Raw genomic sequence first — 18,977 nt, forward strand, 5'->3', positions numbered from 1 at the left:
TAAGACCTCCCAACGAGGTAGAGCAGGTATCCCGATGAGACATTTCGCAACCCTTGCGCTCTGCGCGCTTGTGGCCGCGGCCGTGCCAGCCGCCGCCGATCCGCCGGCCTTTCCCGATTTCGAGGCGCGCCGCGTCAAGCCGCCCAAGCCCGGCACCAAGAAACGCATTCTCGTGCAGATCACCGCGCCCGCACCGCGCAAGCTGGCCCCGGCCAAGGTGGCACCGGCGACCGGAGACAGCGGCGACAGCGGCGCGCCGACCCATGGCTGGTTCTGGACGACGGTCTCGGCGAAATACGAGGCCCGCAATCCCGGACGGCTGGAAGAGGCGCTGGCGGCGCTCGACAAGGCGCCGGCGGGGCAGGGGGTGCGTGCGCCGCGACTGAAGGACCTGCAGAAGATCGCCGCGGTGCAGGGGGTCGAGATCCTCAAGGCCACGGTGGGCACCCAGGTCTCGCCGGCGCTGGCGCTGGCGGTGATGTCGGTCGAAAGCGGCGGGCGGGTCGATGCGGTGTCTTCGGCGGGGGCGCAGGGGCTGATGCAGCTGATGCCGGCCACTGCCGCGCGCTTCGGCGTCGATGACACCGGCGTCGCGGCCGAGAACATCAAGGGCGGCGTGCGCTTCCTCGACTTCCTGATCCGCAAGTTCGAAGGCGATCCGATCCTGGTGCTGGCAGGCTACAACGCCGGCGAGAACTCGATCGGCAAGCATGACGGCGTGCCGCCCTATGCCGAGACGCGGGACTATGTGCCCAAGGTGCTGGCGGCCTGGAAGGTGGCGCAGGGGCTCTGCAAGACGCCGCCGATGTTCATTTCCGACGGCTGTGTCTTTGTCACCATGAACTGAAGCCCGCGCGAGGGGGCTGTCACACGGGCGCCCCCGAGGGGGCGACAGGTTTGAGCCCCTGCGGGGCCGGGTGGGGGCTCTGCCCCCGGCCTGTGGCCTCCCCCGAGGGTATTTGAAGCAAGAGGAAGAGCGAAGCGGGGCAGCGCTGGGCCGCCCCGGTCGGGTCTTAGACGATGGTGGCCTCGGTGGCGGCGCGCAGCTCGTCTTCGGTGACGCCATCGGCGCATTCGACGATCTTGAGGCCGCCCTCGACCACGTCCAGCACGCCGAGGTTGGTGATGATGCGGTCGACCACGCCCTTGCCGGTCAGCGGCAGGGTGCATTCCTTCAGGAGCTTGCTGTCACCGTGCTTGTTGGTGTGATCCATCACCACGATCACGCGGCCGACGCCGGCCACGAGGTCCATGGCGCCGCCCATGCCCTTGACCAGCTTGCCGGGGATCATCCAGTTGGCGAGGTCACCGTTTTCCGCCACTTCCATGGCGCCGAGGATCGCTGCCGCGATCTTGCCGCCGCGGATCATGCCGAAGGAGGTGGCGCTGTCGAAGTAGGAGGTCCGCGCCAGTTCGGTGATCGTCTGCTTGCCGGCGTTGATCAGGTCGGGGTCTTCCTCGCCCTCGACGGGGAAGGGACCCATGCCCAGCATGCCGTTTTCGGACTGCAGGGTGATGTCCTTGTCGCCCACGTAGTTCGCCACCAGCGTCGGGATGCCGATGCCGAGGTTGACATACATGCCGTCTTCGAGCTCTTCCGCCGCGCGTGCGGCCATTTGATTGCGGTCCCAGGGCATAAGCCTCGTCTCCTCTAAGTGTTCAGCGCCGCGCGCCGCTCGTCGCGGGCCTGCGCCATCAGCGCGCGCAGCGCCGGGTTTTCCAGTTGCTTGCTGTCAGTGAGGCGAATGTGCCGCATTGCCTTGCCAGTACCGGTCAGGAGCCCCGCCGGATCGGCCAGGCTGGCCCCCCGGTAGAAGCCCAGGTTGACATGGTGCGTATAGGGCAGCGCGTAGACATAGGCCTCGCTCATCTTCTTCGGGCCCCATCCCCAGCTCGCCGCGCGGTCGCCGGGACGGCAGACCTCGCAGGCGTCGGGATGGATCGCGTGCACCAGCGACCGGATCGCGCGCAGCAGCTTTTCGTGCTGCGGCTCCAGCGCGACGATCTCGTCGAAGGTGCCCGTGACGGCCATCAGGCCTCTTCGCGCTTGCGCACGGTGCGCTGTTCGATGCGCTTTTCGTGCTCACCTTGGATGATCCGGTGCACGTAGATGCCCGGCAGGTGGATGTGATCGGGGTCGATCGAACCGCGTTCGACGATTTCCTCGACCTCGACGATGCAGACCTTGCCGCACATTGCCGCCGGCGGGTTGAAGTTGCGCGCGGTCTTGCGGAACACCAGGTTGCCGGTGTCGTCGGCCTTCCAGGCCTTGACGATCGACAGGTCGGCGAAGATGCCTTCCTCGAGGATGTAATCCTCGCCGCGGAACTGCTTGACCTCTTTGCCCTCGGCGATCTGGGTGCCGACACCGGTCTTGGTGTAGAAGCCAGGGATACCGCAGCCGCCGGCGCGCATGCGCTCGGCCAGGGTGCCCTGCGGGTTGAACTCGAGCTCGAGCTCGCCCGACAGATACTGGCGCATGAATTCAGCGTTTTCGCCGACGTAGGACGACATCATCTTCTTGATCTGCTTGGTCTCGAGCAGCTTGCCCAGGCCGAATCCGTCGACGCCGGCATTGTTCGAAGCCACGGTGAGATCCTTGACGCCGCTCTCGACCAGCGCGTCGATCAGCAGTTCGGGAATGCCGCAGAGGCCGAAGCCGCCGGCGGCGATCAGCATGCCGTCAAAGAGCAGCCCGTCGAGCGCCTCTGACGCCGATCCATAGACTTTCTTCATGAAAAATCCCCCATTCTCTGTGATTGCGGCATTTGTGGGCGAGGGCGGACCCGAAGTCAATTGGATTGCCGCAGTGCAGCGGGGCGTTAGCGTTAGCAAGGCGGTGAGGGGCCGGTCAGTCATTCACCCAAAGGGTTGACTGATTGCCGCAAGGCGTGTTATTCCACCTTATGGCTAAACGAGAAACGGGACCGGACCTCTCAAACGTCTTGAAGGCGGCAAGCGATCCGACGCGGCGCGCCATCCTGACGCTGCTGACGCAGCACGGGCCGCTGAAGGTGACCGAGATCCACGCCCGTTTCGACCTCAGCCTCAATGCCGTGTCCAAGCACATCAAGGTGCTGGAGCGGGCCGGGCTGGTGCAGCGACGCACCGAATGGCGCGACCACCTGATCGACGTTGACATGGCGCCGCTGGCGCAGGTCGACCGCTGGTTCGGCGAATTGCGCTCGATCTGGGATCTGCGGCTCGAGGCCCTGGATCATCTCATGACCAAAGGAGACCACGATGACTGACCTCAGACTGCAAGTTCACCGCACCATCGCCGCGCCGCAGGAGGCGCTGTTCAAGGCCTGGCTCGATCCGGAGATGCTGAAACGCTTCATGCTGCCGGGCGAGAACGTCTCGGTGGGGCATGTCAGCACCGACCCCAAGGAGGGCGGGCGCTTCGAGATCCTAATGAAGGCCGGCGACCAGGAGCTGCCGCATGCCGGCACCTACCGCGAGATCCGCCCGCATGAGCGCATCGTCTTTACCTGGGAGAGCCCCTATTCCGAAGACGGCAGCGAGGTGACGCTGGACTTCGTGCCCGAGGGCGCCGGCACAAGGCTGACCCTGACCCATGTGCGCTTTGCCAGCGAGGAGAGCCGCGACAATCACGAGAGGGGTTGGGCGGCGATCCTGGCGTCGCTGGAGGCGGCCAAGGTCGCGGCCTAGGCGCAAGCGGCAGTTAATTGAGATGGGCGATCCCTTGCGGGGTCGCCCTTTTGCGTCAGAGGAATCGTCAGATCAGGCGGACCTGGGTGCCGATCGGGGTGATCTCGAACAGTTCCGCGATCTTTTCGTTGTAGAGCCCGATGCAGCCGTCGGACGACCGGCGGCCGATCTTGCGGGTGTCATGGGTGCCGTGGATCAGGTAGGCGGGCCAGTCTAGATACAGCGCATGGGTGCCCAGCGGGTTGTCGGGCGCGCCGCCGGCGACCGGTTTCCAGTCGGGGAACCGCTCCATCTGGCTGGCGGTCGGGGTCCAGGAGGGGCCGACCTTCTTGCGCACAATCCTGGTGTAGCCGCGTTTCGTCAGCTCGTCGGTCTTGGGCACGGAGGTCGGGTAGACGCGGTAATCACTGCCGTCGGCGGACCAGTAATGCAGCGCGCGGGAGTTGGTGTCGCAGACGATGGCGCCCTTGCCCAGATCGCTGAAATGATCGCGCCAGTCCTGATGGGTGAAGGCGGAGATATTGTGCCGCACCGGTTCGGCGGCACGGGCCACGGCGGGCAGCAGCAGCGCGGCGCCGGAGGCGGCGAGCAGGTGGCGGCGGGTATATGTCTTGTGCATGTCAGGACCTTTCGATTGTCGTTCCGTGCAAGCGGGACAAAGACCGAAAGTGGGCCGGGTTTCCACTCACGTATTCGCGAGCGTGAATGTGAGTGCGGAAAGGTCACAGGGGGGCCGTGGCGGGGGCAGGGCAGTGTCCAACCGGGAAGGCCTTGGGCTGGCGGTGAGGTCCCGGCTCGGGGGCCGGGACGGCGGTATTGCTGGGGATAGGGCGGTGATCCCGCCTGAGTGATTTGGTCAGGCGGTGAGGTCCCGGCGCGGGGGGCCGGGACGGCACTGTGGCTGAGGGGGAGGGCGGTGACCCTTCTTGGGCGCCTTATACAGACGGTGAGGGCCCGGCGCGGGGGCCGGGACGCGGGGTCACTCGTCCTTGGCGGCGGCCTTTTTCGGCGCGGCTTTCTTGGCCGTGGCCTTTTTCGCGGCCGGTTTCTTGGCGGCTGCCTTCTTGGCCGGGGCCTTCTTCTTGCTCTTGCCGGCCTTCTCCTCGATCAGCTTCAGCGCCATCTCCATGGTCACATCCGCCGGCTCGGTGTCCTTGGGCAGGGTGGCGTTCACCTTTTCCCATTTGACGTAAGGCCCGTAGCGCCCCTCCATCACGTTGACCGCGCCGCCGTCGGGGTGATCGCCCAGCTCCTTGAGCGGCTTGACGGCGGTGCGTCCGCGACCGCGGCCGGGGTTGGCGCGCTTGTGGTCGAGCAGTTCGACGGCGTGGTTCATGCCGATCTCGAAGACCTCGATCGGGTCCTTGAGGTTGACGTAGACCGGTTTCTCCTCGTCAGGCTTCTGGTGCATGATGTAGGGGCCGAAACGGCCGAAGTTCGACTTGATCATGCCGCCTTCGGAATGTTCGCCGATCTCTCGCGGCAGGCTGAGCAGGGTCACCGCCTTGTCCAGCGTCAGGTCCTCGGGGCCCCAACCGGGGACATATTGCCCCTTGGCCTTGGGCAGCGAGGCGCGCGGCGGTTTCTTGTTCTCGGGCGTGGGTTCACCGCGCTGCACATAGGGGCCGAAGCGGCCGGCCTTGAGCCAGATCTCGTCGCCGGCATCCTCGCCCAGCAGCTTTTCCTCGCCATCGGCGCCTTCGCCGGCGATCGGCCGGGTGTAGGTGCATTCGGGGTAATTTCCGCAGCCGACGAAACCGCCGGTCTGCGATGTCTTGAGGTGCAGCTTGCCGGCGCCACATTTCGGGCAGATCCGCGGATCGGTGCCATCCTCGCGCGGCGGGTAGAGCTGGTCAGACAGTGCCTCGTCGAGCACGTCGAGCACCTCGGAGATCCGCAGATCGGAGGTTTCGGCAATCGCCGCCGAGAAATCCTGCCAGAAGCGCTTGAGCACCTCCTTGTAGTCGCCTTCGCCCGCCGACACCTTGTCGAGGTCTTCCTCGAGGTTGGCGGTGAACTCGTAGCCCACGTATTTGCGGAAGAAATTCAGCAGGAAGATGGTGACGATCCGGCCCTTGTCCTCGGGGATCAGCCGGTTCTTTTCCTTGGCGACATAGCCGCGTTCCTGGATCGTGGTGACGATGCTGGCATAGGTCGAGGGCCGGCCGATGCCGAGCTCTTCCATCTTCTTGACCAGCGTCGCCTCGGTATAGCGCGGCGGCGGCTGGGTGTGGTGCTGTAGCGCCAGAACGGCGGTGTTTTCAGACAGAAGCGCCTTGCCATTGCGGCGAATGCCTTGGGTTTCGATCACCTCGGGGGCGCTGTCGCCGGCCTTGGAATAATCGCTTTCCAGCCCGGATCTGGCGAATTTCGCAGGCTCGCCTTCCATGATCTGCGGCAGGATGCGGTCGTCATCACTCTCGGCGACGTCGTCGCGTCCTTCTTCGTAGACCTTGAGAAAGCCTTCGAAGGCAATGCGTTGGCCATTGGCGCGCAGGCCGACCTGACCGTCGCGGCTGGCGATCTCGACCACCGTGCGTTCCAGCCGGGCGCTTTCCATCTGGCAGGCCATGGTGCGCTTCCAGATCAGGTCATAGAGCCTGGCCTGGTCGCTTTCGCGCAGTTTAAGCGCCATGGCGTCCTTGGTCATATCCGTCGGACGGATACATTCGTGCGCTTCCTGGGCGTTCTTGGCCTTGTTCTTGTAGATCCGCGCCTTGCCGGGCACGAATTCAGCGCCGTAGCGATCCTTGATCGCCGCGCGGGTGGCCTCGACCGCCTCGGGCGCCATGTCGATGCCGTCGGTCCGCATGTAGGTGATATGGCCGGCTTCGTAGAGCCGCTGCGCCGCGTTCATCGCCTGCCGTGCGCCCATGCCGAACTTGCGGCTGGCCTCCTGCTGCAGGGTCGATGTCATGAAGGGCGGCGAGGGGTTGCGGGTGGCGGGCTTGGCCTCGACCGAGTCCACGAAGAGCTCGCGAGAGGTCACGGCCTGCACCGCCAGCTCGGCGGCGGTCTCGTTCGCAAGGTCGTATTTGTCGAGCTTCTTGCCGGCGTGCAGGGTCAGCCGGGCCTCGTATTCCTGGCCGCGCGGGGTGGTGAGCAGCGCCTTGACCGACCAGTATTCCCGCGGCTTGAAGGCCTCGATCTCCATCTCGCGCTCGACGATCAGCCGCAGGCAGACCGATTGCACCCGACCGGCGCTGCGCGCGCCGGGCAGCTTGCGCCACAGAACCGGGCTGAGGTTGAAACCGACGAGGTAATCCAGCGCCCGGCGGGCGAGGTAGGCCTCGACCAGCGGCGCATCGACCTGCCGGGGGTTCTTCATCGCCTCGGTGACGGCGCTCTTGGTGATCGCGTTGAACACAACGCGGCTGACCGGCGTGTCCTTCTTGATCGCCCGACGCTTGCGCAGGGCCTCTTCGAGGTGCCAGGAAATCGCCTCACCCTCGCGGTCGGGGTCGGTGGCGAGGATCAGCGCATTGTCATCCTTGAGCGCGTCGGCGATGGCCTTGACGTGCTTGCGGCTGTCGGCGCCGATCTCCCATTTCATCTCGAAATCCTGCTCGGGATCGACCGAACCGTTCTTGGCGGGAAGGTCACGCACGTGGCCATAAGACGCCAGAACGGTGTAGTCCGAGCCGAGATACTTGTTGATTGTCTTGGCCTTGGCCGGAGATTCGACAACAACAACTGGCATGAAATTTCCTTTCGACTCAAACCGCCTGCTCTGGCGGCGGAACATGGGGGCGGGAGGGTTGGAAAGTCAATGCAGGCAAATCGGCGTTGTAAAATCCCTGCGTGTCACTACCGTGAGGGCTGCAACCGGAGGATCGCCGGAGGATCCATGACGCGCCTTGTGACCTGCCTCGCCGTTCTGGCGCTCTACGCCGGGCCCGCCGCCGCCCAGGACTGGCAGGAGCCGCCGCGCGGCAGCGCCCTGCGCACGGCGCTGATGGATGCGCTGCGCCCGCACGCGGAATGGGAACTCGGCGCGCCGGTGGAATTTGTGGTCGCCGAAATGCGGGTGGCCGGCGACCTGGGCTTTGCCGCCGTGACCGCGCAGCGCCCCGGAGGAGCCGCGATCGATCTGACCGCAACGCCCGGCTACCAGCGCGGCACGCTCGACCCCGAGACGATGGACGGCACCGCCATTCAGGCGCTTTACCGCAAGAGCGGCGAGACCTGGGTCGCCGTGCATCACGCCATCGGTGCCACTGACGTCTGGTTCGCCTGGGACCCGCTCTGCGAGGAATACCGCGCCGTCATCTCGGACTATTGTTTCTGAGTCTGCCCCGCGTCGCAGGGTGGGCGGTTCTGCCCACCTTCCGCCCGGCGCCAGATGCCCCTCACGACGCCAGCGAAATCAATCCTCCCGGATGCCGTGTGATCCGGCCCGACAACTCCAGGTCCGTCAATTCCGCCGCCACCGAAGGCGAGGCGCCGCGCAGGTCGCGGATCAACTGGTCTTCCGCAAGGGGCGAGGGCCCCAGCCGCGACAGGATCTCGTTGTGCAGGGCCGCGGTCTCGCGCAGATCGCGCCGCTCCGGGGGCGCCTCGGGCAGCAGCGGCAGCTCCGGCTGCACCTCGGGAGCCGAGGCAATCGGCCCCAGCGCCTCGATCACATCGGCGGCGTTGCGCACCAGCCGCGCGCCGTCGCGGATCAGCATGTTGCAGCCGCTGGCCCGGGCGTCGAAGGGATGGCCCGGCACCGCCAGAACCTCGCGCCCCTGGTCGAGCGCATTCCGCGCAGTGATAAGACTGCCGGATTTCGCCGCCGCTTCAACCACGACCACCCCTCGCGACAGGCCCGAGATGATCCGGTTGCGCTGCGGGAAATGCCGGGCCTGCGGTGCCAGCCCCGGCCGCTGTTCCGACAGGGTCAGCCCGCGCGCCTGGATATCCTCGGCCAGCTTGGTGTTTTCCGACGGATAGATCACGTCGATCCCGCCGCCAAAGACCGCGATGGTCCCGGTCTCGAGCGCGGCGAGATGCGCGGCGGTATCGACCCCCCGCGCCAGCCCCGAGACCACGACAAAACCGGCCTCGCCCAGCTCGCCCGCCAGCGCCCGCGCCATGCGGGTGCCCAGCGACGAGGCATTGCGCGCCCCGACCAGGGCAATCAGCGGCTTGTGCAGAAGCTCGATCCGGCCGCGCGCCCAGAACAGCGGCGGCGCATCGCCAAGCTCGGCCAGGCCCGGCGGATATTCCGCCTCGCCCCGGCAGATCAGCCGCGCGCCAAAGGCGCAGCCGCGGCGGTATTCGCCTTCGGCCTCCGACATTGAACAGGGGGAATATTTCTCGATCCCGGCGGAGCGTGCGACCTCTGGCAGGGCTGACAGGGCGGCGCTGGAACTGCCATGTTCCGCCATCAGCCGATAGAAGGTCGAGACACCGACCCGATGAGAGCGCAAGAGGCGGAGCCAGCCCAACCGGTCATCTTCCGAGGTGGGTGGGAGTAGGGGGTGAGAGGAAGAATAAACTGTGTCGGTCATTCCGGTCCCGCCTGCTTGCAGAATCATGTCTACAATGTGGCTGGTTAACAGGCGGTAAACTGCAACAGTTTGAGTGGAATGAAAGATTTCGATGTTTGTGGAAACTTGTCGGTTTCGAGGGGCCCGCCGGTGTCCCGGCAGGCCCCGAAGCCTCAGGCCGCGGCGCCGCCCACGGTCAGACCGCCGATCCGCACCGTCGGCTGACCCACGCCCACCGGCACCCATTGACCGGCCTTGCCGCAATTGCCCATGCCGGGATCAAGCGCCATGTCATTGCCCAACGCCTGGATGCGCATCAACGCCGAGGGGCCATCGCCGATCAGCGTCGCGCCCTTGACCGGGGCCCCGACCTTGCCGTTCCTGACCCGGTAGGCCTCGGTGCAGGAAAACACGAACTTGCCGTTGGTGATGTCGACCTGACCGCCGCCGAAGCCCACCGCCCAGATGCCATCCTCGAGCCCCGCCACGATATCCGACGGCTCGGCATCGCCGCCCAGCATGTAGGTATTGGTCATCCGCGGCATCGGGATGTGCTGAAAGCTCTCGCGGCGGCCGTTGCCGGTGGGATCGACGCCCATCAACCGGGCGTTCTGACGGTCCTGCATGAAGCCGGTCAGGATGCCGTCCTCGATCAGCACGTTGCGCCCCGAGGGCGTGCCCTCGTCATCGACCGAGAGCGAGCCGCGCCGGTCCGGCAGGGTGCCGTCATCCAGCACGGTCACGCCCTTCGCCGCCACCTGCTTGCCCATCAGTCCGGCAAAGGCGGACGAGCCCTTGCGGTTGAAATCGCCCTCCAGCCCGTGGCCGATCGCCTCGTGCAGCAGGATGCCGGGCCAGCCGGGGCCAAGCACGATGTCCATCACGCCGGCCGGCGCCGGCTCGGCCTCGAGGTTGACCAGCGCAATGCGCAGCGCCTCGCGCGCCTTGGCCTGCCAGTCGGCGGGATCGAGCAGACCGTCAAGGCCCACGCGCCCGCCGCCACCGGCCACGCCGCTTTCGCGCCGGCCGTTCTGTTCGACGATCACCGAGACATTGACCCGGGTCATCGGCCGCACATCGGTGACATGCAGACCATCGGGCCGCAGGATCTCGACCTCCTGGAACGAGGCCATGATGGTGGCCGAGACCTGCACCACCCGGGCATCGAGATCGCGCGAGAAGGCGTCGATCTCGCGCAGGGTCTCGATCTTGACCGGAAATTCCGCCCCGGTGATCGGATCGGCATCGGTATAAAGCCTGCGATTGGTGGGCTTGGGGCCGGGCGCCATGACGCCGCCACCGTCGCCCACCGCCAGACGGGCGGTCTCGACCGCGCGTTTCAGGGCCGGCTCGCTGATCTCGGTGGCATGGGCATAGCCCGCCACCTCGCCGCGCACGGCGCGCAGGCCAAACCCCTCCGACGCATCGTAACTGGCTGTTTTCACGCGGCCATCGTCGAAATGCAGCACCTCGGACCGGCGCCGTTCGAGAAACAGCTCGCCGTCGTCGGCCCCGGCCGTGGCCTCCTGCACGAGCGCCAGCGCCCGATCCTTGTCGAGCGATGTCTGAAACGGGCGAAACGCGGTCTCTGCCATGGGATGTGCCTCGGGAAGTTTGATCCAAATCAAAAAAAGCGGCCCTTTGACGCGGGCGTGGCGCTTTATCTCGTTCACAGAATATGATTTTAAACGCCTGCGTTACAATGGGCGGCGCGGCAACGGATTCGTATGCGCGAATTTTTCGCGTCCGCCCCCCGAAGACGAACAGCATGAACCGACCAGGGTGTATATGATGCAACTTAAATCTCTGCTCACCGGCCTTGCGGCCTCGCTCGCCGCGGCGCCTGTCATGGCGCAGGACCTCGAGGTCATCGGCAAGCCGGTGCCGAACGGGGTCGGCTTTCAGCCGGCAGCCACCGAGCTGGCGCGCGATCTGCAATGGCTCGACGGCATGCTGCTGGTGATCATCACCATCATCTGCATCTTCGTCGCCGGCCTGATGGTCTATTGCTTTGCCCGCTTCAACCGCAAGGCAAACCCGACCCCCAGGACCTTTACCCACAACACCCCGATCGAGGTGGCATGGACCATCGGCCCGATCGCCATCCTGGTGCTGATCGGCGCCTTCTCGCTGCCGGTGCTGTTCAAGCAGCAGGAAATCCCGGAAGGTGACATTGTCATCAAGGCGACCGGCTACCAGTGGTACTGGGGCTATGAATATGTCGACGCCGGCATCGAAGGTGTCGAGCCGGGCGTCGTTGCCTTCGACAGCTTCATGCTGGGCCGCGACGGTCTGGCCGATGCCGGCTACAGCGACGATCTCTACCTGCTGGCCACCGACACCGCCGTTGTCGTGCCCGTGGGCAAGACCGTGGTGATGCAGGTCACCGGTGCCGACGTGATCCACTCCTGGACCATCCCGGCCTTCGGCGTGAAACAGGACGGCGTGCCCGGCCGGATCGCCGAACTCTGGTTCAATGCCGACCGTGAAGGCGTCTACTTCGGCCAGTGCTCCGAGCTTTGCGGCAAGGACCACGCCTACATGCCGATCACCGTCAAGGTGGTGAGCGAAGAGGCCTATGAAGCCTGGCTCGCCGGTGCGGTCGAGGAATACGCCGGCCTGCCGCAGCCCTACGACGTGGCCCTGGCCAAGTAATGCCCCAAGGTGGGCAGTCACTGCCCACCCTACACCCCGCCCCGTAGGGTGGGCAGCTGCTGCCCACCACACCGGAGACCGATATGACCGACGCCAGCCTCCATAGCGCCAGCCGCGACAGCGAAGCCCAGTTCGGCGATTATTTCGCCCTGCTGAAGCCGCGCGTCATGACGCTGGTGGTGTTCACCGCCTTTGTCGGCCTGCTGGCCGCGCCGGTGGCGGTGCATCCCTTTGTCGGCTTCTGCGCCGTGCTCTTCATCGCGGTGGGCGGCGGCGCCTCCGGCGCGCTCAACATGTGGTGGGACGCCGATATCGACGCGGTGATGAAGCGCACCGCCCGCCGGCCGATCCCCGCCGGCAAGGTCACGCCCGAAGAGGCGCTGGCCATCGGCCTGGCGCTTTCGGGCTTTGCCGTGGTGCTACTCGGGCTTGCGACTAACTGGGTCGCCGCCGGTCTGCTGGCCTTCACGATCTTCTTCTACGTGGTGATCTACACCATGTGGCTCAAGCGCTGGACGCCGCAGAACATCGTCATCGGTGGTGCCGCCGGCGCCTTCCCCCCGATGATCGGCTGGGCCGCCGCGACCGGTGGCATCTCGGTCGAGTCGGTGCTGATGTTCTGCCTGACCTTCATGTGGACGCCGCCGCACTTCTGGGCGCTGGCGCTCTTCATGCGCGGCGATTACGACAATGCCGGCGTGCCGATGCTGACCGTGACCCACGGCCGCAAGGCGACCCGCGTGCACATTCTGGCCTATACCCTGCTGCTGGCGGCGCTGGCCGTGGCCATCGCCTTTACCGGGGCAGGGGGCGCGTTCTACCTGGTGGTGGCACTGGTGCTCAACGCGCTCTTCATCAAGGGGGCGATCCGCATCTGGCGCCGCAATGAAGACGATGCCGAGGCCGACAATTTCGCCGTCGAGCGGAGCTTCTTCAAGCTGTCGCTGGTCTATCTCTTTGCCCATTTCGGCGCGATCCTCGTCGAGGCCGGGCTCGACCGCGCGGGCTTTGCCCTGTCGCTCGGAGGTCTGCTGTGAGCTTTCAACCCGAACATGAACTGCACCAGCGCCGCAAGGGCCGAAACCTCGGTGTCGGCCTGGTGCTGGCGGCGCTGATCGCGATCATCTTCGGCCTGACCTACGTCAAGGTCACCAGCCAGGGCTTCCGCGACTCGGCCACATCCGTGGAGACGCAGTGATGGCGCTTTCGGGTCCGACCAAAACCGTTCTGCAGACCGTCTCGGTCGTCGTGGTGATGGGCGCGCTGGCCTGGGCCTCGGTGCCGTTCTACGACTGGTTCTGCCGGGTGACCGGCTTTGGCGGTGTCACCCAGACCGCCACCGCGGGCAGCGACGTGATCCTCGACAAGACCATCAAGGTCCGCTTCGATGCCTCGCTCGACCGCAACATGGCCTGGGAATTCCGCGCGCTGCAGTCCGAGATGACGATCCGCATCGGCGAGACCGGCCTCGCCTTCTACGAGGCCTACAACCCGACCGACCGTCCGATTGCCGGGCAGGCCAGCTACAACGTCGCGCCCTATGACGCCGGCGCGTTCTTCACCAAGATCGACTGCTTCTGCTTCACCGAACAGGTGCTGATGCCGGGCGAGCGGGTGGAAATGCCGGTGACCTTCTACGTCGATCCCGAGATTGTCGAAGACCGCGATGCGAAGTACACAAAGCATATCACGCTGTCCTATACCTTCTACGAGATCGACATGCCGGAGACCGCCCAGGCAGAGGCGGCGCCGGCAGATACCCACACGAACTGAGCCTTTTGCACGAGGGAAGACACGACAATGGCCCATGTTAAAAACCACGATTATCACATTCTGAGCCCCTCGATCTGGCCGTTGCTTGGGTCGGTTTCCGGGTTCATCATGCTGTTCGGCGCGGTGCTCTGGTTCCACGACAACGGTCCCTGGATGTTCCTGATCGGCTTTGTCGGCGTGCTCTACGTCATGTTCGGCTGGTGGTCCGAGGTCGTGGCCGAGAGCCGCGTCGGCGATCACACACCGGTGGTACGGATCGGCCTGAAATACGGCTTCATCCTGTTCATCATGTCGGAAGTGATGTTCTTTGCCGCCTGGTTCTGGAGCTTCTTCAAGCACGCGCTCTACCCGATGGATCCGAACGGCTACAGCCCCGCGGTCGAGGGCGTCTGGCCGCCGGCGGGCATCGAGACCTTCGATCCTTTCCACCTGCCGCTGATCAACACGCTGATCCTGCTCTGCTCGGGCGCTGCCGCCACCTGGGCGCACCACGCCCTGGTGCACGAGAACAACCGCGAAGACACCAAGTGGGGCCTGATCATCGCCATCGTTCTGGGTGTGATCTTCACGATCTTCCAGGCTTACGAGTACAGCCACGCGGCTTTCGGCTTCTCCGGCAACATCTACGGCGCCAACTTCTTCATGGCGACCGGTTTCCACGGCGCGCACGTGATCATCGGGACGATCTTCCTCTTCGTCTGCCTGCTGCGGCTGATGCGGGGTCACTTCACCCCCGAGAAGCACATCGGCTTCGAGGCGGCGGCCTGGTACTGGCACTTCGTCGACGTGGTCTGGCTCTTCCTCTTCGCCGCGGTCTACATCTGGGGCGGCTGAGGCCTCTGACTGGTTGAGTTCGGAAACGCCCGCCACTTGGTGGGCGTTTTCTGTTTGGGGGGCTCCGGTAGGTCTCTTCCCCCAGCGCGTTAACAGCGGCTGCAAGCCGCCGCGCATCATGCCAGAGGCATGCCTTCGGCATGACGGGCCGCCTCTCCGGCACGGCGATTTGTCTGCCACAAGCGCGCCGATCCGATCTTCCTCGGACCTGGCGGAGATAAAGCACTTCCGAACAACCTCCGGATCGCCGCACCGCGGCCCGACGATGCACGGCTCGGCACCACCGTCCGGCTTTTGTCACCAGCGCGTTAACAGCGGCCAAAGGCCGCCGCGCGTCATGCCAGAGGCATGCCTTCGGCATGACGGGCCGCCCCCCGGCACGGCGATTTGGCTAACACAGGCGCATCGCTCTGATCTTTCCGGACTTGGCTGAGATAAAGCGCTGCCGACCTACCGCAGGTTCGCCGCACCGCGGCCCGACGATCCGCGGCTCGGCACCCACATCTCGACCTGCCGATGCGCGCCTCCCCCTTCCACGAACCCCACCCTGCTTTGCGGTTGCATAACCCGCCGGAACCATGGAAAACACGGGGCGCGCGCGTGCGGAGCCTCCGGGCGCGCCCCTTCATTCAACGAGGCCACATGCGGCGCATCCTCTTTGCCTTGATCATCGGTCTGGCCGGCGCGGCCGTTCTGGTCGCGCTCGGGCTCTGGCAGGTGCAGCGGCTGGCCTGGAAGCAGGACATCCTCGCCGCCATCGACAGCCGCATCGCCGCCGACCCGATCCCGCTGCCCGAGGTGCCCGATATCGCCAGCGACACCTATGCCCCGGTGTCCCTCACCGGCCAGTTCGGCTTGGACGAGCTCTTCGTTCTGGTGTCCCGCAAGCAATCCGGCGCCGGCTACCGCGTCATCGCGCCCTTCGTGACCGACGACGGCCGGCATATCCTGGTCGACCGCGGCTTCATCCCGACCGAGGCCCGCGACGCCCAACGGCGCATCGGCGCGACCGAGATCACCGGCAACATCCACTGGCCCGACGACCGCACCTCCTCGACCCCGGATAACGACGTGACCGGCAACATCTGGTTCGCCCGCGACGTCGCCGACATGGCCAGGGCGCTCAAGACCGAGCCGCTGCTGGTCATCGTCCGCAGCGAAGACCCGCCGGCCCCCGGCCTCACCCCGCTGCCGGTCGACAGTTCGGCGATTCCGAACGATCACCTGAATTACGCCATCACCTGGTTCTCCCTCGCCGCGATCTGGCTGGGGATGACCGGGTTCTACATCTTCCGCGCACGCCAGACCAAGGACGCTTGAGCGATGAAATACATCTCGACACGGGGCCGCGCCCCGGAACTTTCCTTCGAAGAGGCGATGCTCAGCGGTCTCGCCCGTGACGGCGGCCTCTATGTCCCGGCCACCATCCCGCAGATGAGCCAGGAAGACATCGCCGCGCTGGCGGGCCTCAGCTACGAGGAAACCGCCTTTCGGGTGATGCGCCCCTTCGTCGGCGACAGCTTCACCGACGAGAGCTTCGGCGACATCATCGCGCGCGCCTATGCCGGTTTCGGCCATGGCGCCCGGGCGCCGCTGGTACAGCTGGCCCCCAACCACTTCCTGCTCGAGCTGTTCCACGGGCCGACCCTGGCCTTCAAGGACTTCGCGATGCAGCTGATCGGCCAGCTGTTCGAGGATGCGCTCAAGCGCCGCGGCGAGCGGGTGACCATCGTCGGCGCCACCTCGGGCGACACCGGCTCGGCCGCGATCGAGGCGTTCCGCGGGCTCGATGCCGTCGATGTCTTCATCCTCTTCCCGCATGGCCGGGTGTCCGAGGTGCAGCGCCGGCAGATGACCACGCCGTCAGAGGCCAATGTCCATGCGCTCGCGGTGAACGGCAATTTCGACGATTGTCAGGCCCGGCTCAAGGACATGTTCAACCATTTCGACTTCCGCGACGAGGTCCGCCTTGCGGGGGTCAACTCGATCAACTGGGCGCGGGTGCTGGCGCAGGTGGTCTACTACTTCTCCTCCGCCGTCTCGCTCGGCGCGCCGCATCGCAAGGTGTCGTTCACCGTGCCCACCGGCAACTTCGGCGATGTCTTCGCCGGCTATATCGCCAAGCGCATGGGCCTGCCGATCGACCGGCTGGTGATCGCCACCAACCAGAACGACATCCTGCACCGCTGCCTCTCGACCGGCGCCTATGCCAAGGATTCGGTCCATGCCTCGATCTCGCCCTCGATGGACATCGAGGTCAGCTCGAACTTCGAGCGGGCGCTGTTCGACGCCTATGACCGCGACGGCAATGCCATCGGCCTGTTGATGGAGGAACTGGGGCAGGGCGGGTTCACCGTCAGCCAGGGCGCGCTCGAGCGTCTGCGCGAGCATTTCGACAGCGGCCGTGCCAGCGAAGACGAGACCCTGGCCACCATTCAGCAGGCGCGCGCGAGCATGGGCGAACTGCTCTGCCCGCATTCCGCCGTCGGCGTGAAGGTGGCCGAGGAGCAACGCGATCCCGCCACCCCGATGATCACGCTGGCCACCGCCCATCCGGCGAAATTCCCCGACGCGGTTGAAAAAGCGTCAGGTGTGCGGCCGGGGCTTCCCCAACGCATGGCGGATCTGTATGAGCGTCCGGAACGGGTGACCCGAGTGCCGAACGACCTCGACGCCCTCGAAACCCACATCCGGGAGAAGATCGCCTCTTGACGGTAGAATTGCATACGCTCGCCAACGGGCTCCGCGTGGTCACGGAACACATGCCGGGGCTGGAATCGGCCTCGGTCGGCATCTGGGTCGGGGCCGGCGGTCGCGCCGAGCGCGAAGACCAGAACGGCATCGCGCATTTCCTCGAGCATATGGCCTTCAAGGGCACCAACCGGCGCAGCGCCTTGCAGATCGCCGAGGCGATCGAGGACGTGGGCGGCTACATCAACGCCTATACCTCGCGTGAGGTGACTGCCTATTACGCCCGCGTGCTCAAGGCCGATGTGCCGCTGGCGGTGGACGTGGTGGCCGACATCCTGCTTAACCCGGTGTTCGACCCCAAGGAGATCGAGGTCGAGCGTGGCGTCATCCTGCAGGAAATCGGTCAGGCCAACGACACCCCCGACGACGTGATCTTCGACTGGCTGCAAGAGGCCTCCTATCCCGGTCAGGCGCTGGGACGCACCATCCTCGGCCCGCCCGAGCGGGTGCAATCCTTCTCCCGCGAAGACCTCGCGCGGTTTGTCACCGAGCACTACGGGCCCGACCAGATGATCCTCTCGGCCGCCGGTGCGGTCGATCACGCGGCGCTGGTGCGTCAGGCCGAAGAGCTGTTCGGCCATCTGCCCTCGCGCAAGGCCGAGGCCGACAGCCCGGCGCGCTTCGGCGGCGGCGAGAGCCGCACCGTCAAGTCGCTGGAGCAGGCGCATTTCGCCCTGGCGCTGGAAAGCCCCGGCTACCGCGACGAAGGCATCTACACCGCCCAGGTCCATTCCGTGGCGCTTGGCGGCGGCATGTCCTCGCGGCTGTTTCAGGAGATCCGCGAGAACCGCGGTCTCTGCTACACGATCTTTGCCCAGGCCGGCGCCTATGCCGACACCGGGATGATGACGATCTACGCCGGCACCTCGGCCGAGCAGATCTCGGATCTCGTGGGACTGACCATCGACGAGATGAAGCGCGCCGCCGACGACATGACCGAGGCCGAGGTCGCCCGCGCCAGGGCGCAGATGAAGGCCGGTCTGCTGATGGGGCTGGAAAGCCCGTCGAGCCGCGCCGAGCGGCTGGCCCGCATGGTGCAGATCTGGGGCCGCGTGCCCTCGCTGGCCGAGACCATCGGCCGGATCGATGCCGTCACCGTGGCCGGGGTGCGCGAATTCGGCGGCCATCTGGCCGCCTCGGCGCCGGTCGCCATGGCGCTTTACGGTCCGGTCGAGGCCGCCCCGGATCTCGCGGGGCTGAACGCGCGGCGCGCCGCCTGATGCTTCTGGTCCGTCGCAGGATACGGCTCGAGACCACGCGTCTTACCCTGCGCGCACCGCTGCATTCGGATTTCCGTGACTGGTCGTCGCTGCGCGACAGCTCGCGTGATTTCCTGACACGGTGGGAGCCGACCTGGTCGTCGGATCACCTGAGCCGCAAGAGCTTTACCAACCGGGTCTACTGGTCGCAGCGCGCCATCACCAACGGCACCGCCATGCCGCTGTTTCTGGTGCGGCGCGAAGATCAGGCGCTCTTGGGCGCGATCACCCTCGACAATATCCGCCGCGGCCCGGCGCAGGCCGGCACGCTGGGGTACTGGATCGGCGCGCCTTATGCCCGCCACGGCTACATGCGCGAGGCGATCCTCGCGCTGGTGCACCATGCCTTCACCAAGATGGACCTGAGCCGGATCGAGGCCGCCTGCCTGCCGGAGAACCAGGCCTCTCGCGGCCTGCTGGAAAGCGCCGGCTTCAAATACGAAGGCGTGGCGCAGAGCTACCTGCAGATCAACGGCCGCTGGCGCACCCACGTGCTTTATGCCGCGCTGCGCATCGACCGGCGCGGCAAGTCCGACGCCGGGCTCTAGGCCCGGCGCGG

The 18,977-nt window shown here is 66.0% G+C and carries 20 protein-coding genes; 13 read left to right on the top strand and 7 right to left on the bottom strand.

What is annotated here, in order from left to right; all coding sequences use genetic code 11:
* Positions 1 to 34: 34 nt before the first annotated feature.
* Complete coding sequence (locus ACN0SE_RS02955) at positions 35 to 847, top strand: lytic transglycosylase domain-containing protein (RefSeq protein WP_417522988.1); 813 nt, start codon at positions 35 to 37, stop codon at positions 845 to 847.
* 166 nt (positions 848 to 1,013) lie between these two features.
* Here ACN0SE_RS02955 and ACN0SE_RS02960 read toward each other — a convergent pair whose 3' ends face one another.
* From ACN0SE_RS02960 to ACN0SE_RS02970, 3 genes are read right to left on the bottom strand one after another with little or no spacing between them, the layout of a single operon-like run.
* The gene (locus ACN0SE_RS02960) at positions 1,014 to 1,637 is read right to left on the bottom strand and encodes a CoA transferase subunit B (protein WP_417522989.1); all 624 of its coding nucleotides are present in this window, start codon (positions 1,635 to 1,637) and stop codon (positions 1,014 to 1,016) included.
* Between the two features lie 14 nt (positions 1,638 to 1,651).
* Entirely contained in the window at positions 1,652 to 2,032 is a 381-nt protein-coding gene (locus ACN0SE_RS02965) for a DUF1801 domain-containing protein (RefSeq protein ID WP_417522990.1), read from the bottom strand.
* Positions 2,032 to 2,736: a CoA transferase subunit A gene (locus ACN0SE_RS02970; protein ID WP_417522991.1), complete on the bottom strand. Its 705-nt coding sequence runs from the start codon at positions 2,734 to 2,736 to the stop codon at positions 2,032 to 2,034. The genes ACN0SE_RS02965 and ACN0SE_RS02970 overlap by 1 nt, the downstream gene beginning before the upstream one ends.
* Positions 2,737 to 2,945: 209 nt before the next feature.
* On the opposite strand from ACN0SE_RS02970, the gene ACN0SE_RS02975 reads away from it, so the two are divergent.
* Both ACN0SE_RS02975 and ACN0SE_RS02980 read left to right on the top strand, forming a co-directional pair.
* Positions 2,946 to 3,251: an ArsR/SmtB family transcription factor gene (locus ACN0SE_RS02975; RefSeq protein WP_417522992.1), complete on the top strand. Its 306-nt coding sequence runs from the start codon at positions 2,946 to 2,948 to the stop codon at positions 3,249 to 3,251.
* A complete protein-coding gene (locus tag ACN0SE_RS02980) occupies positions 3,244 to 3,672 on the top strand; it encodes an SRPBCC family protein (protein WP_417522993.1) in 429 nt (142 codons plus the stop codon). The genes ACN0SE_RS02975 and ACN0SE_RS02980 overlap by 8 nt, the downstream gene beginning before the upstream one ends.
* A gap of 67 nt (positions 3,673 to 3,739) precedes the next feature.
* On the opposite strand, the gene ACN0SE_RS02985 is transcribed toward ACN0SE_RS02980, so the two are convergent.
* Together ACN0SE_RS02985 and topA are read right to left on the bottom strand one after the other, a co-directional pair.
* Positions 3,740 to 4,291 (bottom strand): L,D-transpeptidase, encoded by a 552-nt coding sequence (locus ACN0SE_RS02985; protein WP_417522994.1) that lies wholly within the window; start codon positions 4,289 to 4,291, stop codon positions 3,740 to 3,742.
* Positions 4,292 to 4,651: 360 nt separating this feature from the next.
* Positions 4,652 to 7,372: a type I DNA topoisomerase gene (topA, locus tag ACN0SE_RS02990; RefSeq protein ID WP_417522995.1), complete on the bottom strand. Its 2,721-nt coding sequence runs from the start codon at positions 7,370 to 7,372 to the stop codon at positions 4,652 to 4,654.
* 147 nt (positions 7,373 to 7,519) lie between these two features.
* On the opposite strand from topA, the gene ACN0SE_RS02995 reads away from it, so the two are divergent.
* Complete coding sequence (locus tag ACN0SE_RS02995; RefSeq protein WP_417522996.1) at positions 7,520 to 7,960, top strand: hypothetical protein; 441 nt, start codon at positions 7,520 to 7,522, stop codon at positions 7,958 to 7,960.
* Positions 7,961 to 8,021: 61 nt separating this feature from the next.
* Here ACN0SE_RS02995 and dprA read toward each other — a convergent pair whose 3' ends face one another.
* Positions 8,022 to 9,167, bottom strand: coding sequence for a DNA-processing protein DprA (gene dprA / locus ACN0SE_RS03000; RefSeq protein ID WP_417522997.1), 1,146 nt, complete (start codon positions 9,165 to 9,167; stop codon positions 8,022 to 8,024).
* 152 nt (positions 9,168 to 9,319) lie between these two features.
* Positions 9,320 to 10,741 (bottom strand): metalloprotease TldD, encoded by a 1,422-nt coding sequence (gene tldD / locus ACN0SE_RS03005; protein ID WP_417522998.1) that lies wholly within the window; start codon positions 10,739 to 10,741, stop codon positions 9,320 to 9,322.
* 196 nt (positions 10,742 to 10,937) lie between these two features.
* Between tldD and coxB the strand changes: the two genes are divergently transcribed.
* From coxB to ACN0SE_RS03050, 9 genes are all read left to right on the top strand, one after another.
* Positions 10,938 to 11,801 carry a cytochrome c oxidase subunit II gene (gene coxB, locus ACN0SE_RS03010; RefSeq protein WP_417522999.1) on the top strand — a complete coding sequence of 288 codons (864 nt, stop codon included), beginning with the start codon at positions 10,938 to 10,940 and terminating at the stop codon, positions 11,799 to 11,801.
* A gap of 83 nt (positions 11,802 to 11,884) precedes the next feature.
* The gene (cyoE, locus tag ACN0SE_RS03015; RefSeq protein WP_417523000.1) at positions 11,885 to 12,838 is read left to right on the top strand and encodes a heme o synthase; all 954 of its coding nucleotides are present in this window, start codon (positions 11,885 to 11,887) and stop codon (positions 12,836 to 12,838) included.
* Entirely contained in the window at positions 12,835 to 12,999 is a 165-nt protein-coding gene (locus tag ACN0SE_RS03020) for a cytochrome C oxidase assembly protein (protein WP_417523001.1), read from the top strand. The genes cyoE and ACN0SE_RS03020 overlap by 4 nt, the downstream gene beginning before the upstream one ends.
* Entirely contained in the window at positions 12,999 to 13,574 is a 576-nt protein-coding gene (locus ACN0SE_RS03025) for a cytochrome c oxidase assembly protein (protein WP_417523002.1), read from the top strand. The genes ACN0SE_RS03020 and ACN0SE_RS03025 overlap by 1 nt, the downstream gene beginning before the upstream one ends.
* Before the next feature lie 27 nt (positions 13,575 to 13,601).
* The gene (locus tag ACN0SE_RS03030) at positions 13,602 to 14,408 is read left to right on the top strand and encodes a cytochrome c oxidase subunit 3 (RefSeq protein ID WP_417523003.1); all 807 of its coding nucleotides are present in this window, start codon (positions 13,602 to 13,604) and stop codon (positions 14,406 to 14,408) included.
* A 642-nt stretch (positions 14,409 to 15,050) separates the two neighbouring features.
* Positions 15,051 to 15,728, top strand: a complete 678-nt coding sequence (locus ACN0SE_RS03035) for an SURF1 family protein (RefSeq protein ID WP_417523004.1) — start codon at positions 15,051 to 15,053, stop codon at positions 15,726 to 15,728.
* 3 nt (positions 15,729 to 15,731) lie between these two features.
* Positions 15,732 to 17,120 carry a threonine synthase gene (gene thrC / locus ACN0SE_RS03040; RefSeq protein WP_417523005.1) on the top strand — a complete coding sequence of 463 codons (1,389 nt, stop codon included), beginning with the start codon at positions 15,732 to 15,734 and terminating at the stop codon, positions 17,118 to 17,120.
* Positions 17,117 to 18,379: a M16 family metallopeptidase gene (locus tag ACN0SE_RS03045; RefSeq protein WP_417523006.1), complete on the top strand. Its 1,263-nt coding sequence runs from the start codon at positions 17,117 to 17,119 to the stop codon at positions 18,377 to 18,379. Before thrC ends, ACN0SE_RS03045 begins: the two co-directional genes overlap by 4 nt.
* Positions 18,379 to 18,966 carry a GNAT family N-acetyltransferase gene (locus ACN0SE_RS03050; RefSeq protein ID WP_417523007.1) on the top strand — a complete coding sequence of 196 codons (588 nt, stop codon included), beginning with the start codon at positions 18,379 to 18,381 and terminating at the stop codon, positions 18,964 to 18,966. The genes ACN0SE_RS03045 and ACN0SE_RS03050 overlap by 1 nt, the downstream gene beginning before the upstream one ends.
* Positions 18,967 to 18,977: the final 11 nt, after the last annotated feature.

Source organism: Marinovum sp., from assembly GCF_048263515.1.
Lineage (GTDB): Bacteria > Pseudomonadota > Alphaproteobacteria > Rhodobacterales > Rhodobacteraceae > Marinovum.

What these genes read in the sequence shown, in the direction of transcription:
- ACN0SE_RS02970 (WP_417522991.1), bottom strand. Translation starts at nt 2,736, where the DNA reads ATGAAGAAAGTCTATGGATCGGCGTCAGAGGCGCTCGACGGGCTGCTC.
- cyoE (WP_417523000.1), top strand. Translation starts at nt 11,885, where the DNA reads ATGACCGACGCCAGCCTCCATAGCGCCAGCCGCGACAGCGAAGCCCAG.
- dprA (WP_417522997.1), bottom strand. Translation starts at nt 9,167, where the DNA reads ATGACCGACACAGTTTATTCTTCCTCTCACCCCCTACTCCCACCCACC.
- ACN0SE_RS02965 (WP_417522990.1), bottom strand. Translation starts at nt 2,032, where the DNA reads ATGGCCGTCACGGGCACCTTCGACGAGATCGTCGCGCTGGAGCCGCAG.
- thrC (WP_417523005.1), top strand. Translation starts at nt 15,732, where the DNA reads ATGAAATACATCTCGACACGGGGCCGCGCCCCGGAACTTTCCTTCGAA.
- ACN0SE_RS03050 (WP_417523007.1), top strand. Translation starts at nt 18,379, where the DNA reads ATGCTTCTGGTCCGTCGCAGGATACGGCTCGAGACCACGCGTCTTACC.
- ACN0SE_RS02985 (WP_417522994.1), bottom strand. Translation starts at nt 4,291, where the DNA reads ATGCACAAGACATATACCCGCCGCCACCTGCTCGCCGCCTCCGGCGCC.
- ACN0SE_RS03035 (WP_417523004.1), top strand. Translation starts at nt 15,051, where the DNA reads ATGCGGCGCATCCTCTTTGCCTTGATCATCGGTCTGGCCGGCGCGGCC.
- ACN0SE_RS02955 (WP_417522988.1), top strand. Translation starts at nt 35, where the DNA reads ATGAGACATTTCGCAACCCTTGCGCTCTGCGCGCTTGTGGCCGCGGCC.
- ACN0SE_RS02995 (WP_417522996.1), top strand. Translation starts at nt 7,520, where the DNA reads ATGACGCGCCTTGTGACCTGCCTCGCCGTTCTGGCGCTCTACGCCGGG.
- ACN0SE_RS02960 (WP_417522989.1), bottom strand. Translation starts at nt 1,637, where the DNA reads ATGCCCTGGGACCGCAATCAAATGGCCGCACGCGCGGCGGAAGAGCTC.
- ACN0SE_RS02980 (WP_417522993.1), top strand. Translation starts at nt 3,244, where the DNA reads ATGACTGACCTCAGACTGCAAGTTCACCGCACCATCGCCGCGCCGCAG.
- ACN0SE_RS03030 (WP_417523003.1), top strand. Translation starts at nt 13,602, where the DNA reads ATGGCCCATGTTAAAAACCACGATTATCACATTCTGAGCCCCTCGATC.
- coxB (WP_417522999.1), top strand. Translation starts at nt 10,938, where the DNA reads ATGCAACTTAAATCTCTGCTCACCGGCCTTGCGGCCTCGCTCGCCGCG.
- topA (WP_417522995.1), bottom strand. Translation starts at nt 7,372, where the DNA reads ATGCCAGTTGTTGTTGTCGAATCTCCGGCCAAGGCCAAGACAATCAAC.
- ACN0SE_RS03025 (WP_417523002.1), top strand. Translation starts at nt 12,999, where the DNA reads ATGGCGCTTTCGGGTCCGACCAAAACCGTTCTGCAGACCGTCTCGGTC.
- tldD (WP_417522998.1), bottom strand. Translation starts at nt 10,741, where the DNA reads ATGGCAGAGACCGCGTTTCGCCCGTTTCAGACATCGCTCGACAAGGAT.